The 14,681-nt window shown below is 67.9% G+C and carries 13 protein-coding genes; 5 read left to right on the top strand and 8 right to left on the bottom strand.

Translation table 11 applies throughout. The features are described 5' to 3' along the window. Positions 1-43: 43 nt before the first annotated feature. Complete coding sequence (locus tag ACLJPY_RS36225) at positions 44-472, top strand: lasso peptide biosynthesis B2 protein (protein WP_410595505.1); 429 nt, start codon at positions 44-46, stop codon at positions 470-472. A 51-nt stretch (positions 473-523) separates the two neighbouring features. Further along, positions 524-1,135: a GNAT family N-acetyltransferase gene (locus ACLJPY_RS36220; RefSeq protein WP_410595504.1), complete on the top strand. Its 612-nt coding sequence runs from the start codon at positions 524-526 to the stop codon at positions 1,133-1,135. 447 nt (positions 1,136-1,582) lie between these two features. Here ACLJPY_RS36220 and ACLJPY_RS36215 read toward each other — a convergent pair whose 3' ends face one another. After that, the gene (locus tag ACLJPY_RS36215) at positions 1,583-2,098 is read right to left on the bottom strand and encodes an NUDIX domain-containing protein (RefSeq protein WP_410595503.1); all 516 of its coding nucleotides are present in this window, start codon (positions 2,096-2,098) and stop codon (positions 1,583-1,585) included. A gap of 329 nt (positions 2,099-2,427) precedes the next feature. Here ACLJPY_RS36215 and ACLJPY_RS36210 point away from each other — a divergent pair, with 329 nt between their 5' ends. Together ACLJPY_RS36210 and ACLJPY_RS36205 are read left to right on the top strand one after the other, a co-directional pair. Continuing rightward, positions 2,428-4,215, top strand: a complete 1,788-nt coding sequence (locus ACLJPY_RS36210; RefSeq protein WP_410595502.1) for an Hsp70 family protein — start codon at positions 2,428-2,430, stop codon at positions 4,213-4,215. Between the two features lie 321 nt (positions 4,216-4,536). Next, complete coding sequence (locus ACLJPY_RS36205; RefSeq protein WP_410595501.1) at positions 4,537-4,791, top strand: hypothetical protein; 255 nt, start codon at positions 4,537-4,539, stop codon at positions 4,789-4,791. Between the two features lie 199 nt (positions 4,792-4,990). On the opposite strand, the gene ACLJPY_RS36200 is transcribed toward ACLJPY_RS36205, so the two are convergent. The 7 genes from ACLJPY_RS36200 to ACLJPY_RS36170 all read right to left on the bottom strand — a co-directional run bounded on the left by ACLJPY_RS36200 (position 4,991) and on the right by ACLJPY_RS36170 (position 12,914). Further along, on the bottom strand, positions 4,991-5,608 hold the full coding sequence (locus tag ACLJPY_RS36200) for a hypothetical protein (protein WP_410595500.1): 618 nt from the start codon (positions 5,606-5,608) through the stop codon (positions 4,991-4,993). 282 nt (positions 5,609-5,890) lie between these two features. Continuing rightward, entirely contained in the window at positions 5,891-6,124 is a 234-nt protein-coding gene (locus tag ACLJPY_RS36195; RefSeq protein WP_410595499.1) for a CHC2 zinc finger domain-containing protein, read from the bottom strand. 1,025 nt (positions 6,125-7,149) lie between these two features. Then, positions 7,150-8,760 carry a restriction endonuclease gene (locus tag ACLJPY_RS36190; RefSeq protein ID WP_410595498.1) on the bottom strand — a complete coding sequence of 537 codons (1,611 nt, stop codon included), beginning with the start codon at positions 8,758-8,760 and terminating at the stop codon, positions 7,150-7,152. A 480-nt stretch (positions 8,761-9,240) separates the two neighbouring features. Next, complete coding sequence (locus ACLJPY_RS36185; RefSeq protein ID WP_410595497.1) at positions 9,241-11,082, bottom strand: hypothetical protein; 1,842 nt, start codon at positions 11,080-11,082, stop codon at positions 9,241-9,243. Positions 11,083-11,086: 4 nt separating this feature from the next. Then, entirely contained in the window at positions 11,087-11,431 is a 345-nt protein-coding gene (locus ACLJPY_RS36180) for a hypothetical protein (RefSeq protein ID WP_410595496.1), read from the bottom strand. A 310-nt stretch (positions 11,432-11,741) separates the two neighbouring features. Then, entirely contained in the window at positions 11,742-12,497 is a 756-nt protein-coding gene (locus ACLJPY_RS36175; protein WP_410595495.1) for an NUDIX domain-containing protein, read from the bottom strand. 51 nt (positions 12,498-12,548) lie between these two features. Then, on the bottom strand, positions 12,549-12,914 hold the full coding sequence (locus ACLJPY_RS36170) for a hypothetical protein (protein WP_410595494.1): 366 nt from the start codon (positions 12,912-12,914) through the stop codon (positions 12,549-12,551). A gap of 1,077 nt (positions 12,915-13,991) precedes the next feature. Here ACLJPY_RS36170 and ACLJPY_RS36165 point away from each other — a divergent pair. Continuing rightward, entirely contained in the window at positions 13,992-14,294 is a 303-nt protein-coding gene (locus tag ACLJPY_RS36165; RefSeq protein ID WP_410595493.1) for a hypothetical protein, read from the top strand. The last annotated feature ends 387 nt before the right edge of the window (positions 14,295-14,681 follow it).

The raw sequence follows: 14,681 nt of genomic DNA, 5'->3' as shown, positions 1-14,681 counted from the left end.
GACGGCACCGTGCGCTGGCGTCGGCGCGACTGAGGTGCATGCGATGGGACAGCAACCTTCGGCGCGGTCGGAGATCCTCGGCCTGCTGTGCGCGACCACCCGCTTCCACACCACGGCCGGGCGCTGGCCCCGATGCTGCGCAGCGCCTCATGGTCCGGCGCCGACCGGGCGCTGGCGCTGGACCGGCTACGGCGGGCCCGGGCCGCGGCGAACTGGGCCGAGCACGCGGTGGCCACCACCGACACCACCCGCCGAACCCAACGGCCGGCCAGCGCCGAGCGCCCAGCGGGCCATTCATGCTGTCCGGCGGGCTGGGCTGCTTGCGCCGGGCCGGGTGACGTGCCTGGAGGAATCGGCGGCCGTGCTGGTGTTGCTGGCCGCGTCGCGCCAACGGGTGACGTGGTGCCACGGCGCGTCGGCCGACCAGTGCGGCTCCACGCGTGGGTGGAGACTGACGACCGACAACCGGTAGCCGAACCGCCATCCACGCTACGGTTCGCGGTGCTGCGCACCATCCCGGCCCATGAAGACGGAGGCGAGAACGATCAGCGACACCACCGACCCGATCGTGTGGATCAAGGGCCAACGGGCCGGGCTTGGCCCGTTCGCCGAAGACCTCGTCGACCAGTACTGGAAGTGGGAGCAGGACCCCGGCGTGCTCATCGGCTACGGCCGCCAGACTCCGGACTCGCTGAACAACCGGCGCGAAGGCTTCCAGCACCAGGCCCGCGGCACTGACGATCAGCTCCGGTTCACCGTCTACGACGTCACCACGACGCCGGCGACGCCGGTCGGCACGACCGCGGTGCTGATCGATCACCACGTGCGTACCGGTGAGTTCGTCATCCAGCTCGGGCCGGACTACCGCGGGAAGGGCCTGGGCACCGAGGCCACCCGGCTGACGCTGGACTACGCGTTCCACATCACCGCGCTGCGTTGCATCTACCTCTCGGTGCTCTCGCCGAACAGGAGTGCGATCGCGGCCTACAAGCGCGCCGGGTTCCAGGTGATCGGAGAGAAGCGCAACTGCGGGTACTGGCTTGGCCAGCCGGCGAACGAGACGCTGATGGACGCGGTGCCCGAAGACTTCGTCGGCCCATCCGCCGTGCGGCAGCTCATCGATCCTCGCCCGTAGAGCCGACTCAACAGCTGACACCAGCCGGGCTGCCAGTCGACGAGTTTCCGGCCTATGGCCTCACTCTGGACCACGGGCCGGAATTGTCCTAAATGGTCTGGCCGATCCGGCAGACCGCCGCTGAGCCGGCTACCGGGCCTTCGGAGCAGATCAGTCGCGATCGGGTTCCAGCAGTGGACTGGGCTTCTTACTACGGGGCCGGGCGCAGATGCGGTACACCCGCTGGCGTGTGCCGGGGGCCGTCAGTACCGTAATCTCGTACCGGTCGACCGGCAGCCGCGCTCCGTAAGTCCGGGCCAGGAGCGCCCGGACGTCGACGAGAAAGAGCGCGCTCACGACATGAGTGCGAAGCCAGTGTCGGTGGCGCCCGATCGGACCGGTGCTGGTCCGCCCGCGTGGCGCACCCGCGAGACCAGAGGACCCCCTGATCGATCAACTGCAGCTCGGCTAGGAGACATCGCCCGGCCCGAGCGGATCAAACCCGTTCTCGAGATAGGCGGTCCGACCCGTGTCCACAACGTCGACGCACACTGCGATGCGGCGTGCCATGTGCGGCCGGAGCATCTCCACAGCCTCGGTGCAGGTGGCGAACTTCGAGCGCTTCAACTCGCCGTCGTCCAGCCGCAGCGACGCGATCTGGTCTTCACCCAGAATGCCACCGTCGAATAGGTTGTTCGTCAGCGCGGGACGGCCGTCCGGCTGCGGCGGAACCCAATCCACGACCAGCAGCCGGCCGGGCAGCAGGTCCAACCCGAGCTCTTCCTCGATCTCGCGACGCGCACCAGCCCACGGAGACTCGCCTTCGTCCAGGCCGCCACCCGGAATCTCCCAGGTCTCGGCGCCGTAGGCGGGCTCGACGAGCAGCACACGGCCCTTGATGTCGCTGAAGATCACGCCGGCGCTGGCGATCTGCCTGGGCAGCGTGGCGTAGTACTCGGCGGGCGGTAGCCACCTCGGGGTCATGCGCGGCGACGCTCCCCACCCCGCCGAGGACGACGGTGCCCGGCATCGGGTTACTGCCCCGTCTGAACCTCGGTCAGCAGGTCAGTGACCAGGTCGTAAGGTCGGGTCGCACCGCGGGTATCGCAGCTGGTTCGTTCAAGGTGCCCGCGTAACGGCAGACTCAGCTCTCGCGCAGGCCGGATTGCCCAGGACCAGGGTGTGCGCGGCGACGTCGCGACAGACCCGTCACCCCCATGCCACCCACAAGAGTGCCTTTCGAAGCATTCTTTCAGCCGATCAGGCGAAAACCTCGGCAATTGTGTCGGTCCTAGTCGCTACCGTCTCCGGCCATGTCATCGCAGAACCTCCCTCCCGCTTTATGCCTGACGCGACCTGTGCGGCTCGGTATCGACGTGGGCACCTACAGCACCGGCTACGGCTGGGCAATCCTGAAGCCGGACTCGGCACCGGGCACCCGTCGTGAAATCTCCTTGAAAAGGAGCTGGCCCGGCGCGCCCCCGGACGCGGTCAAGACGCTGACCCGGCTACTGCTGAACACCGACGGCTCGGTGGTGGCCTTCGGCTACGACGCGCAGCGGAAAGGCGAATCCCGCAATGCAGGCGGCAAGAACTCCGGGCTACGCCTCGTTGAAGCCATCAAGGTCCGCCTCGGTCGGGCACCAGACCCGGCACTGCACAATACGATCACCCTGGGCCAGTACACCGACCTGCCCGAACGCAGCCTGGCCCTGTTCCTGACCCAGGTCTACCAGCACGCCGTCGCCGACATCGCCCGCGCCGGTTACAATGAAGAACAGATCCAGGTCTGCATCACGGTGCCGGCCGTGTTCACCGATCACCAGAAGCAGCTGGTCCGCCACGCCGCCTACGCCGCAGGGATCTCACGGGAGAAGGGCGCGCTGATTCTGGCGCTGGAACCGGAAGCTGCCGCGCAGTACGCGCTCACCTCCGGCGTGCGGATCGGATCGGGCATCGACGCCGTACCCGTCGACCTCGCCGCACCGGGAACCCGGTTCATCGTCGTTGACTGCGGCGGTGGCACGATCGACATCACCGCTTACCGCTGCGACGGCGACGGCATCACCGAGATCGGCAAGGTCGGCGGCGGATGGTGCGGCGGCGCCTACCTCAACGCAGCGTTCGAAAACCTCGTCCTGAAGCCTCACTTCGGTGGCGACAATATGTACGAGAAGCTCCGTGAGCGCTTCCCTGCCGCGGTACGAAGCATGCGCGATGCCTGGGAACAGGTGAAACGCGACATCACCGTCGACCACAACGAATCCCTGTACCTGCAGATCCCCGCCGATATCGCCGTCAACCTCACCCCGCGGGTCAAGAAGCGTCTGAAGGATCGCCAGGATGGTCAGGCCACCCAGCTCATCGTCACCGCCGCCGAGGTCCACGCGGTCTTCGCTGCGGTCATCCCGCAAGTGGTCGACCTGGTCGATCAGCAGCTCGCCGTGGTGGTCGAGGAGTTCGGCGCGCTCGAGACACCGGAGAACGTCCTGCTCGTCGGCGGCTTTGCAGAATCGGCCTACCTGCGCCGAAGCCTCACCGACCACTTCGCCGGCCGCGCGAAGATTCTCACCCCGCCCGATCCCAGCATCGCTGTCGTCGCCGGCGCCGTGCACTTCGCATGCGAACCGGAGACGCGCGCACGGCGCGTCCGCTTCTCCTACGGCATCGAGATTGCCAAAGACTTCGACGAGAACGCGGGGCACCCCGAGGCATACAAGAAGGTCGTTGACGGAAAAGCCATGTGTTTCAACGTTTTTCGCCCTCACGCCAGGGCTGGAGATATCATCCCGACCACACACGAAGCGACCGCGCGCTACTGGCCCACTAGCAGCAAACAGGACCGCATCCAGTTCGACGTCTACCGCTCAACGGACCGGAACCCCGAGTACGTGACCGATCCAACGTGTCACTACATCGGCTCCCTCCGTCGACTTGAACCCGGTCATCGGCTTGGACAAAAGCCGCCGTGGCGTCGAGGTGCGTTTCCGCTTTGGGGAAACCGAGATCGACGTGTGGGCCTATGTCATCCAAACAGGCCAGCCGGTGCACGTCGAGTTCGACTTCGCCAAACTCGAATCTCTCGCCGTGTGATCCCGTAGCCGACGGTGCGGCGTTTCCCGTACGCCGCACCTCGGCGAGGTCTTGCCCTCCGGTGCCTTGCCGGTGACGACCGCACAACCGTCATCTCGCGACCTCCGCAGACGCTGTCGAGGCTCCGCCAGCATGCACCAACGGCGCGAGGACCGCCCCCGGCCTGGGCGCTCCTGCGTCGCCCGGTACAACTCGCGACGGGAGGTCGCCGCTACCGCGGCCGGTGTCGCTGCTGGCTGTTGCGGCCGGATTCCTGACCCCAACGGCCAGCCAAAGCCTTGGGGGTGATCGCTCGATCGTGGCGACCGGGAGTTTGCCAGGCTGTCTCGATGACGACAACCGAAGTGACGCTGGGCGTCACTACCGCCAGGGTGCAGGTGCGTACGCACGGCGAGGTCTACGACAAGCACTTCGAGACGGTGGAGTTCATCGGAGAGACCGAGCAAGCCGTGTTCGCCGCTGCTGCCGCCTGGTGCGGTCACCATGCCGCAAGCGTGATCATCCGCGGAACGACGTTCAGCGTCTACGCGCCCTCCGACGAGAACAACTGCTCGTTCACCATCATTTACGAGCCGATGCGGTAGCCGGGGAAGGCTGCAGCATCGGCGCATCAGGCAGACCGGGACCATCGTGGGCCGAACGCCGGCGTCCCGGAGCCGGCACGGCAACGCCGGAGTCACAGGGACAGCTGCCCCGCCCCGCCTTTGCCTCGGCGCCACGCCTGCGCCGCCAGTCCCCGATCCAGACGCTGTCGGCTGCCAGCCCGTCACTATGGGCGAGAACCTAGTCCCGGGTGTACTGCTTGCGGGCGGCCGCGGTGGTAATGGCCCGAAACTTCGGATCGGCGGCCAGCAGCCCGTCTTCGCGAGCGCGTAGCCGGTCCATGCACGCGGCGGTCTGCTCAGCGAACAGCTCGATGGCCTGATTCTGGATGGTGTAGACGTTGTGCCGGACCTCGGGATCGGTGAACAGCTCGGCGAGCTTCGGGACCTTCCGGATCAGCCCGGCCCGCTCGGTGCCCCGGCCGCGCCGGACAGCGGCGTCGGCGACGACCAGCTCGACCAGTTCGGCGATCTCGTGCTTGTCCAGTTCGCGGCGATCGTCGAAGCCGTCGGTTATGCCCAGCCGAGGTGGATGAGCCAGCCCCTCGATGGCCTCCTTCCACGGCGCTCGTGCCGTCCAGACGTGCAGCGCGCCGTGATGGGCGAAGCCGAGCACCAGCCGCGCGGTCCACCCCTCGACCCGCTTGAGCGCGGCGAGCAGCCTTTCCCGTTGCGGACACTGCTGCGGCCGATCGGCCTCGGCCAGCGCACCCACCGCCGGGGCGGTGTCAGTCCGCTCATGGTGAACGTAGAACAGCGCTGTGCCGCCGGCGACGGCCGCGTCGACGACCTCGGCCACGCGCTCAGCGCGCCGGAGTCCAGGGCCACCACGGTCTCCCCGTCGATGCTCGCGGGCAGCACCCGCAGCCCGCGAACCCGCGCCTCCCGTGTGGCCTGCTCCATCAGGGCCGCCAGGGCATCACCGGTGGCGTTGGTCAGTGTCGTCGTCGCGCTGAGGAGGTCATCGATCTGCATGACCGCGGATCTCCGTAGCCACCTCCGACAGAAACCGGCCGCCGGCAGGCTTCGCCGACGAGTTCACCCGGTCGTGTCCGCCGCGCCCCGCTGACGCGCCGTGGCCTCAGCGGTCGATCGCTGCGGCGAACCGGGCGGCGTCCCCGCCCACGCCGCAGCCCAGGCAGTGGAAGGTGCCGTGCGCCGGCCGGACGATGAACGCCGGCGCTGGCGACCCGCAGAACGGGCAATCCCCGCGCAACCGGTCGCCGGCGTGCGGCGCCAGTGCCACGTGCCGGCCGACGACCGCGACGATGTCACCGGGATCGCCGGACGCCGAGCCGAGCATGGTGGTGGGCACGCGACGAACCTACCGGCCGGAACTCAGAACAGCCCGCCCCGATCGGCGCAACGCCGGCGCCGGGCGTAGTGGGCTCGAAGAGCTGGTGGTCGCCGAGCCTGGCCGCGAGCTTGGCGGCCGCGGTCAGGTGGTGCGGCGCGGCGGCGGCGCTGCTCGGCAACATCCACCGGACGCGGGCCCGGTGGACGTCGCCAGTTGTCCCGGCTGCGACGCCAGGTGACGCCACCACCGATCGGACTCGACCTGGCGGGACACCCGCACTGCTGCGGCGACATCACCGTGTCGCACACCCGCCTCGCCCGCGGCGGAGGCTTCGCCGCGGGCGAGGCCGGGCTGCGCCAAGCCCACGACCCGCAGGCGCGGGGAGCACAGCTGCGGCGCTGGGGTTCTTACTCGCGACGCGCGACCATCCCCGCAGGCGCGGGCAGCACACACCTTGCCGATCCCTGCCGCGCGGCGACTCGAACTGGACGCGCCACCCATGCCGGAAGCTGCGTCGGGCTGTCCTGAGCGCCGGCGACCGCCAACCACCGTGCTCCAGCGGCGATTCGGCCGCTTCCACCTACGCCGCCGACAAGCGCTTGCTCACACGCAACCTGTCTCAGCCGCTCACCGCGCCACAGACGCCGCGGATGAAGTCGTCCCCGCGTACGCGGGCTGGACCCCAGCCTGGTCACACCCGAACGTCGTCAGGTAAGTCGATCCACGGGGATGCGGGGCTCGACGGTCCTTGCGGAACGCGTCGATCACCTGCCGTTTCGTCAGGGGAGAGACGGAGTGGTCCCACTCCTTCGTGCGTGCGGCCGCAGCCGCACGCTTACGCCTGCCGGGCCGACGCCGCCGTCGCCTCCGTGCAAAGGTGACCACAGTGGACCACGCCCCGGACGACCGCGCGTTCACCGCCCTGCGAATAATTTCGAAAGCCAAGCGGAACAACATCGCACACCAGCAGCTCTGGAGGCGCGGAGGCGACCCTCTCACCTATCAACCGAACTGCGTAGCTCGCTCAACCGCCCTCACGATCGTCATCGCCGGTTCTTCGGTGGTTCCTTGGCTCCAATGATGACGTCTCTGTTAAGGAACTCCTTGATCAGATGCTTCAGCTCTGGCCCCTCGATCAGTCGTAGACGCTCGTTCCGATGCGCAAAGTCATGGGCCGCCTTGCCGTAGTAGGAGGTGGTGACCATGATCCCGGTACCGGCTTTCTTGTCCTCCATCGTTCCCCAGAGCGCTCGCACGGCCTCGACCGGAACGCTTTTGACGTAGCGTTTGGCCTGGATGACCGCGAGCCCGCCCATGACTGGGTCGGGGTTGACCGCGATCGCGTCGAGACCATCGTCCCGCGATGCCTGGGTCACCCACGACTTCATACCCATCGCCTCGAACAACTCACGCACCAGGTGCTCGAACTCGTTCGGTGTCTGCTCCACCAAGACCGTGCGGGAGTCGAGGCCGGCCGCGACCGAGTAGGCGTCGACAAGACGGAATCGCGTCAGATCAGGATCGAAGATCGGCTTGACGGGTTCGACGTCGTACGGATGCGGCGACATCAAGGCATTCAGGTGCCGCAAGCACTGCCGCGGCTCGAGCTTGTCCAGCACCAGTTCGTCGACCTTATCTCTGGACGCCGACACCGTGAGCAGACAAGGCCGAATAGCCTGTCCTGTCGCCCGGTCAGTGGTCGAAAGGTGACAGTTCACCGTGACTTCGCTGACCAGCTGAGCCGGCGTGGCAGTGAACGTGTCTCGTAACGTGAGCAACGCAAGCTGGGCGATCAAGTCGGCATACCGCTGCCGTACGTCAGCGGGCTTTCTCGGCGTCGACTCGATCACGTCGCGAACCTTGATGTACCGGAACGCAGCCTCTGTCGGGATCACGTCCGTATCCGGCAGCTCACGAACAATCAGTACCTGGCCGCTGTCCGGCCGGTAGCCCACCTCAGCTTGGGCAGGAACACCCGCCGGCAGCGGTGCCGCCTCCAACGCCAGACGCAGGCATCGTTCGACGGCGTCTTGCTCGCCGCGCCGGAACGCCTGCTCGAACGCGTCGACCTGAGCGTTGTGCTGGTCGACATGGCGCTTACGTTCTCTCTCACGCTGGGCATGCTGCTGACGGCGTTGCTCCAGTTGAGCAAGTCGGTGCGCTTCTCGCTGCAGGTGTGCGCCCTGTTCCTGCTCGAACCGCAAGCGAGCTTGTTGGATGGCCTGATTATGACGAGCGTCCCCACCGAACATCCGCGTCAGCAGGCCAGGCTCTGGAGGCGCGAAGCTCTCCCAGCGCGGCGGTTGCTCTGCATTGGCCAAACTGCCTGGCGACCAGGCACCGACCTTGAATTCGAGACGCATGCCGCGGAAGTCAAGCGGAGTTCGTCGCGTCAATCCCGTGCGCAAGACGCCCCCAAGAGCGTCGCTGCGGGCGGCAGCAGCGGCAGTGAGTGCTTCCGCTTCCACGGTCCGCTCGGCGAGATACTGGGCCTTGCGGTCGCGGTCCGCCTGAGCCTCAGCGCGTTTCGCCTCCCTTGCCTGACGCTCAGTCTCACGCTGCTGCTGCGCAACGAACCTCTTCTGTGCCTGCTGTGCTTGCAATGCCTCCCGGCGCTGGCGCTCGCGTCGCTGCTGCCCCTTGCTCTGCGCCATGCTCAGCCTGCCTCCACCTCGTCTACCGCCGCTCCGAAGCTGTGGTTCGAGAGCAGTAGCAGCCCCCACGCCCAGATCGACTTTAAGGTGGCCTGTCATGCCTCGACGGCACGATCACTCGGACGTCGCACGCTGGTTAGCCCGGCTGCGCTAACCAGGCCGATCATGTAGCGGAGAGTGATCGCTGGGATCTAAAGATCGGCTCAGCTCAACAGCCTTGCCAGCGATCAGTCGAGTTTTGTGCAGACCAGGGCCGCTGCCGTCAGCACAGCAGTGCACAGTACAAAGGCACTCGATTTTTGCTGCTCAACGCCCCACCACACCTTTGCGAGGTCGACGCGGACGAAAGGATGCGAGACCGCTCAGTTCAGCAGGCGCGGACCTCGTCGTGCTCGATCGAATCGCGAAACCAAGCCGAGACACGTGTGGCCACCCCTAGGCAGTCGCAGGCAAGAGCCCGCTGTCGCGATGGCCCGTGGGCTACAGTCGGCCGCGGACGTTCGTCTCCCGGGCGCGGTCCAAGGCCCACACAGGGTCCGGGCTGCGCGTGGCCAGGCTCTGCCACGCATGCGAGATCCGGCTGCTCATCTGTCGGAGCACGTCCGGATCGCTGAATCTCGGGTCCCGGGTGAGTGGCGGGGTGAGGCTGAGCAAGGCGAAGACCTCGCGTGCGAGCTGGTCGTCCGTCGGACCCGGCTGGGGTAGGGGGCCGCGTGGGTCCGGCGCGTCGACGACCGTGTCGAACAACCCGCCCCATTCATCGCCGGAAAGTTCGCCGAACAGGGTCGCCATTTCCTCGGTGACGGCGTCGATGTGGCCGAGCAGGCGCAGGGAGCGCAGGCGCTGCCCGCGGTCGCCGGTTTCGGCCAGCCGTGCGAATACGGTGTCCCAGGTGCGGTCCGGGTCGGTGCGCGCGGCGAGCGCACGCAGGCCAAGGTATCGGATCATCGGGTGCAGCCGCTGGTCGTCGCCCCACAGCGGCGACGTGAACAGGTCCCGGCCGACACCTGGGTCGACGATCAGGCCTGTGGCTTCCTGCCGGTCCCCGGCCGCGGAAATCGTGATGAGCTCGTCGAGCGCGGGGCCCCCGAAGCCGCAGAATCGACGAAGCAGGTGACGGTCGACCGGGTCGTCGGATTCGAGGCTTGGACTTGCGAGGAGGCGGTCGAAATCCCGGACGAGATCGGGTTCGTCCGCCAGCCGGCGCAGGACGAACTCCGTCGCCCCGGGGTGGCCGTGGGTGAGCCGGTACACCGCCGACGACACCGTCCTGGTGGCGATGGCCGCATCCCCAGTTCGCCGGGCGACCAGGAGTTCGACGTCCCGAAGAGACAGGTCCGCCAGCGAGGTCCGAAACCAGCCGTCCTCCGCAGCGAGCCACCGGGAGAGCGGCCCACCACCCGAGGCGACCACGATGAGGGGGTCGGCCGGGCCGTCCGGCAGAGCGGCCAGGTCCGCGCGCACGCGCGCGAGAGCCTGGAGGAACATGCCGGCCGCGCGCGAGTCGGCGTCGTCCAGCAGCAGGAGGCAGTTCGTCCGGCGCCGGGACCGGGCTTGACCCGCCCGCAAGTCCGCCAGCAACGCGGAGACGAGCACATCGAGCGCTTCGCGGCGCGCGGCGGGGTCATGCGCGGCAGCCTGGGCGTTCAGGCGGAGCAAGACCTCTTCGGGAGGGATGCCGAGGCCACGGTCCTGAAGACCGAACCAGTCCAGCGCCGCCCTGCGGGCCGCTTTGAAGCCGAAGCTGTACCGCTGTTTGCCGACGAGACCTTCGGAGATCCGGCTCGCGGTCGGTTCCGCGACGCCCGCAGCGACCACGAGGGTCTTGACGATTTCGGAGAACGCCCGGATGTCCTGGAAGGTCGCGACAAGTTCCCGTGTGACTTGGCGCGCCGTAGTCGCGTCGGCCGCCGCCAGGTTCGATGTCATCGCGACGAGCGCGAGCAGCGTCCGGGGAAAGGCGACCCTGTTGCTGAATGCGAGCATCGCCGCCACGACAATCGCCTCGACGTCGACCGCGTCCCCTGCCGGGACGAGCGCCGCCGGCGTCACCGCGCTCCAGTGGTTCAGCGCGTCGCGCAGCAGGGTGGATCGACCCGAACCCGGCAGACCCTCCACAACGAGGATACGCCTCGGCCCGCGAGCGGGTGTGGTGACCAGCTCGTCGATCAGGGCAAGTACCGCTCGGTGTTCCATCCGCGTGCCGCCCGCGGCGAGCCAGCGCACCACGTCGGGGGTAGCGCGCTCGAGCCGGTCGTCGATCACGCGGCGGAGACGGGCAGCGGCGACCTGCTCGTCGGTGATGTCGTTTGGTCGTTCCATGGGCCTACTGCTCGCGCTCGCTGAGTCGATCGTCCACGACCTTATCCAGGATCCGGGCATGGAAGTCATCCAGCAGCAAGAGATCCTCCCTCTGCGCCAGCTCGGAGCGGGCCAGCTGGGTCAGCATCGTCAGGCCAGCCACCCGTTTCGCCGGTACGTCCGAGAGCGACATCTCGGCGGCCCAGGTGAACCGCCGCCACCACTCCTCCCGCCGGGCCGCAAGTTCCCTCTGGACCGTGGCACGGTCGTTGCCCCGCACCGAGTGCCGCACGCCGTACAACGCACCGAGGGCCGTGAGCAGGCCGGTGGCCAGCGAGAGGGCTGCCTGAGCCCACAGGATCACCGCCACCCCCTTGTCCGGCTCACAAGGGCACAGATCTTACCGGCGCGATCAGGCGAAGCCGAAGCTGGCCGTCGCCGCGGACACCGAACGCAGTCCGCGTCAGCTCGTCACTCGGCCCGACGCCGAAGTCACGCACCAGCCGGTCGTGGATCCGCCGGCGAGCTCACTCTGTCGATGCGTGGCCAGCTGCCAGCCCGGTGCCAGCAAAGCCACTGTCGTCGACAGCAACGCCATTCAAATTAGCTCCACCGGTGTAGTGCACATATTCGAAGGTGCATTCTTCCCGCCGCGACAAGCGCGCGTTCAAACGCTAGTTCTATGCGCCGTTGCCTGTGCCCCGGTCGCCCCGAGGACCGCTACGCCGATCGAGTGATCGACCAGGAGCTACGGAAACATCGTTGGTGAGACCAGCGATCACGAGCCGTAGCGCGCCGTAGACTCGTGCGCTCTCGCGTTGGGAGGCGTGGTGGGGCGGATTGTGTGCGTGCACGGCATCGAGCAGCAGTTGGCTGGGGAGCAGTCCTTGTTGCGTGACTGGATCCCCGCTCTCCTGGACGGGCTCACCCGCGCCGGCCATGACGGCGCGGTGACCGCCGACGACGTGGTGATGGGCTTCTACGGAGACCTGTTCCGACCGGCCGGGGAACTGCTGGCGGTCGGCGATCCGATGTTCACCGCGGATGACGTCGAACCCGGTCTCGAGGAAGACCTGCTGCTGGCGTGGTGGCAGGAGGCCGCACGGGTGGATGCGAAAGTGGCGCCGCCGGAGGCGGACACGCTGGTGCGGGCGCCGGGGTCGGTGCAGGCAGCGTTGCGGCAGCTGTCCCGCTCCCAGCAGCCGGCCGGGCAACACGTCGAACCCGAGCTCTTCCTTGATCTCCCGGCGCGCACCGGCCCAGGGAGACTCGCCCTCGTCCAGGCCGCCACCGGGGATCTCCCAGGTTTCGGCGCCGTAGGTGGGCTCGACGAGCAGGACACGGCCCTCGGCGTTGCGGAAGATCACGCCGGCGCTGGCGATCTGCTTGGGCAACGTCGCGTAGTACTCGGCGGGCGGCAGCCAGGTCTGGGTCATGCGCGGCGACGCTACCCACCCCCGCCGAGTCCGCCGACGACTGGCGTCGGGTTACAGGCTGGGTTGAATTTCGGTCAGCAGGTCGGCGGCCACTTCGTACACCCGCCCGCACCGCTGGCAGCGCAACCGGATGTCCAGGGTGCCCGCGCAGCGGCAGACCCAGCCAACCGCGCGGGCCGGATTGCCCAGGACCAGGGCGTGCGCGGCCGCCTCGCCCAGGACGACGGCGCCGATGCCGACCACGGCGTAGGGCCCGATCTCGACGCCAGGTGCGACACGGGCACCGGCGCCGACGGTCGCGCCGCGGCGCACGATGACCGGCGTCGACGTCCAGTCGCCGGAGCCTTGTCGCTGCCCGTCCGGGCGGGTGGCTCGTGGCGTACGGTCTTCGGTGAGCACGATCTGCGGGCTGATCATGACCTCGTCGTCGAGCTGCGCGCCGAAGCCGTCGGCGTGATTGCCGATCTTGACATTGTCGCCGATCCGCGAACCGGCGCCGACGTAGCAGCTTTTGCCCAGCGTGCAGCCGGTATCGATTTCGACGTCGGCGAGCTGGACGCTCGCGCGCGTCGGCGTGCGTGGGAGCTGGACGGCCTGAAAGCACGCCTTCGACTAAGTTAACAGTTTGTGAACGCCTAGGTGAAGATCACTTTTAACATTCTGAGTGTGACGGCACGTGATCGCGGGACGCTCTCTGCTGAGGAGGGTTACGAGGATGACCGGCCGGCCTCTGAGGACCGACCCGATGATGAACCCGTCTTCTCCGCGCCGCCACCCTCGGCCACCTCGGACGAGATCAGTTCCGATATGGGGGCCGCATTTCGGCGGCTGGCGCGCCCCCGCAAGCGCGAGGAACCCGCTGACGAAGGCAGACCACGACGCCGCGAAGCGGGTGCTCGCGGTCTACCGGCCGATGTTTCATCCACGCCGTCGGTTGCCGGAGCATTGGCGGTGACCGCGCGTATTGACCGGCTCCGGGTCCATCGCATACCTGCGCCGGCACCACGCTGGCAGTGGCGTATCTTCAAGGCCGACGGCTCGGCGTACCTCTACCCGCTCAGCGAGCTGGCCACCCCCCGGCGTGAGCTGCTGCGGCCCTGGTGCCTGCGCACCGCGCCGTACCCGTTGGAGCACGACCGGCCTAGCATCGATCCACACCCCACGCTTCCCCAACGCGGGCGGACTTGCCAGGCGTGCGCAGCTCACGTCTGGGCATGGCTTCCGCACCCCCGCGACGGCACATCGGTGACGGGCGCGTTCGACGGCGACCCTGAGAGCTGCGCGGGCTGTTCCAGATGGCCCAACAGCGCCTCGAAAGCGCGGCACCCGTGCTCGTGACCGAGGACTACGCTGAAACCTCGCGGTCCTCCCCGCACCGTGCTGGCCAAGCTCGAAGCCCGCCATCCCGACGGTGTCAACGCCGAGCGCGCCGCCGTGCAGGCCCTCGTCCACACCACCGACCAGCTCAAGATCCAGTCGTAGCAGGTCCGCCGTGTGGCCTATACGCGCAGTTGCCACCGCACCGGCCTGGGAATCGGTTCCAGGACTCGAGCCGGCCATCGCCGCAACGGCGAGGCTCCCCCAACCAACATCACGACGTTCCTCGCCTTCTGGCTGCGGAAAGAAGAAAGGGACACAGACGTGATCAACGTGACGACGACTGCGATCGTGGTCGCGGCGACATGCGCGCTCGGCGTCCTCCGGCTGCTGCTCACCCTCTTATTCCTCTGGAAGGTCTACACGCGCGGCGGTCGCCAGGACCTCACCGCAGCCGCTCGCGCCTTGCGTGACGCCTGAACGCCCCGCCTGTCCTTGCCGGCGTGCCAAGGGGCCTCGTCCGCGGCCGTACTGGGACCGGCTACGGGCCTCAGCTCCGCTTCCTCGACACACACACCGAGCGGACGTCCGCAGGATGGCGCCTAGGTGTACTTGCTCTAAGCGACCAAACGCCAAGGTGTCCGGACAACCGTGGGAAGCTCAGGGACGTGAGCTAGAGCCACTTCAGACCGAGAAACCAGTGGCGTCTTGCCCCGGGTGGCCTATCGTTGGCGAGACCGCCGTGCCTGCACTGCCGCGCCGTAGGCGTCTGCTGGATTCGGAGATTCACCTCGCACTGGCGCCCAGCCTTGCCCCGACGAGGTGTATGGGAACCACCTGGCCTTCACGCTGAGCCGGACCTGGACT

The organism is Amycolatopsis sp. lyj-23 (assembly GCF_046549135.1).
Classification (GTDB): Bacteria; Actinomycetota; Actinomycetes; order Mycobacteriales; family Pseudonocardiaceae; genus Amycolatopsis.
The sequence above is the reverse complement of the archived record's forward strand: the minus strand, read 5'-3'. Positions and strand labels throughout refer to the sequence as shown.

Bases quoted from the DNA above. Each gene is read 5' to 3' on its own strand.
- ACLJPY_RS36225 (WP_410595505.1), top strand. From the start codon at position 44: ATGGGACAGCAACCTTCGGCGCGGTCGGAGATCCTCGGCCTGCTGTGC.
- ACLJPY_RS36220 (WP_410595504.1), top strand. From the start codon at position 524: ATGAAGACGGAGGCGAGAACGATCAGCGACACCACCGACCCGATCGTG.
- ACLJPY_RS36215 (WP_410595503.1), bottom strand. From the start codon at position 2,098: ATGACCCCGAGGTGGCTACCGCCCGCCGAGTACTACGCCACGCTGCCC.
- ACLJPY_RS36210 (WP_410595502.1), top strand. From the start codon at position 2,428: ATGTCATCGCAGAACCTCCCTCCCGCTTTATGCCTGACGCGACCTGTG.
- ACLJPY_RS36205 (WP_410595501.1), top strand. From the start codon at position 4,537: ATGACGACAACCGAAGTGACGCTGGGCGTCACTACCGCCAGGGTGCAG.
- ACLJPY_RS36190 (WP_410595498.1), bottom strand. From the start codon at position 8,760: ATGGCGCAGAGCAAGGGGCAGCAGCGACGCGAGCGCCAGCGCCGGGAG.
- ACLJPY_RS36185 (WP_410595497.1), bottom strand. From the start codon at position 11,082: ATGGAACGACCAAACGACATCACCGACGAGCAGGTCGCCGCTGCCCGT.
- ACLJPY_RS36175 (WP_410595495.1), bottom strand. From the start codon at position 12,497: ATGACCCAGACCTGGCTGCCGCCCGCCGAGTACTACGCGACGTTGCCC.
- ACLJPY_RS36170 (WP_410595494.1), bottom strand. From the start codon at position 12,914: ATGATCAGCCCGCAGATCGTGCTCACCGAAGACCGTACGCCACGAGCC.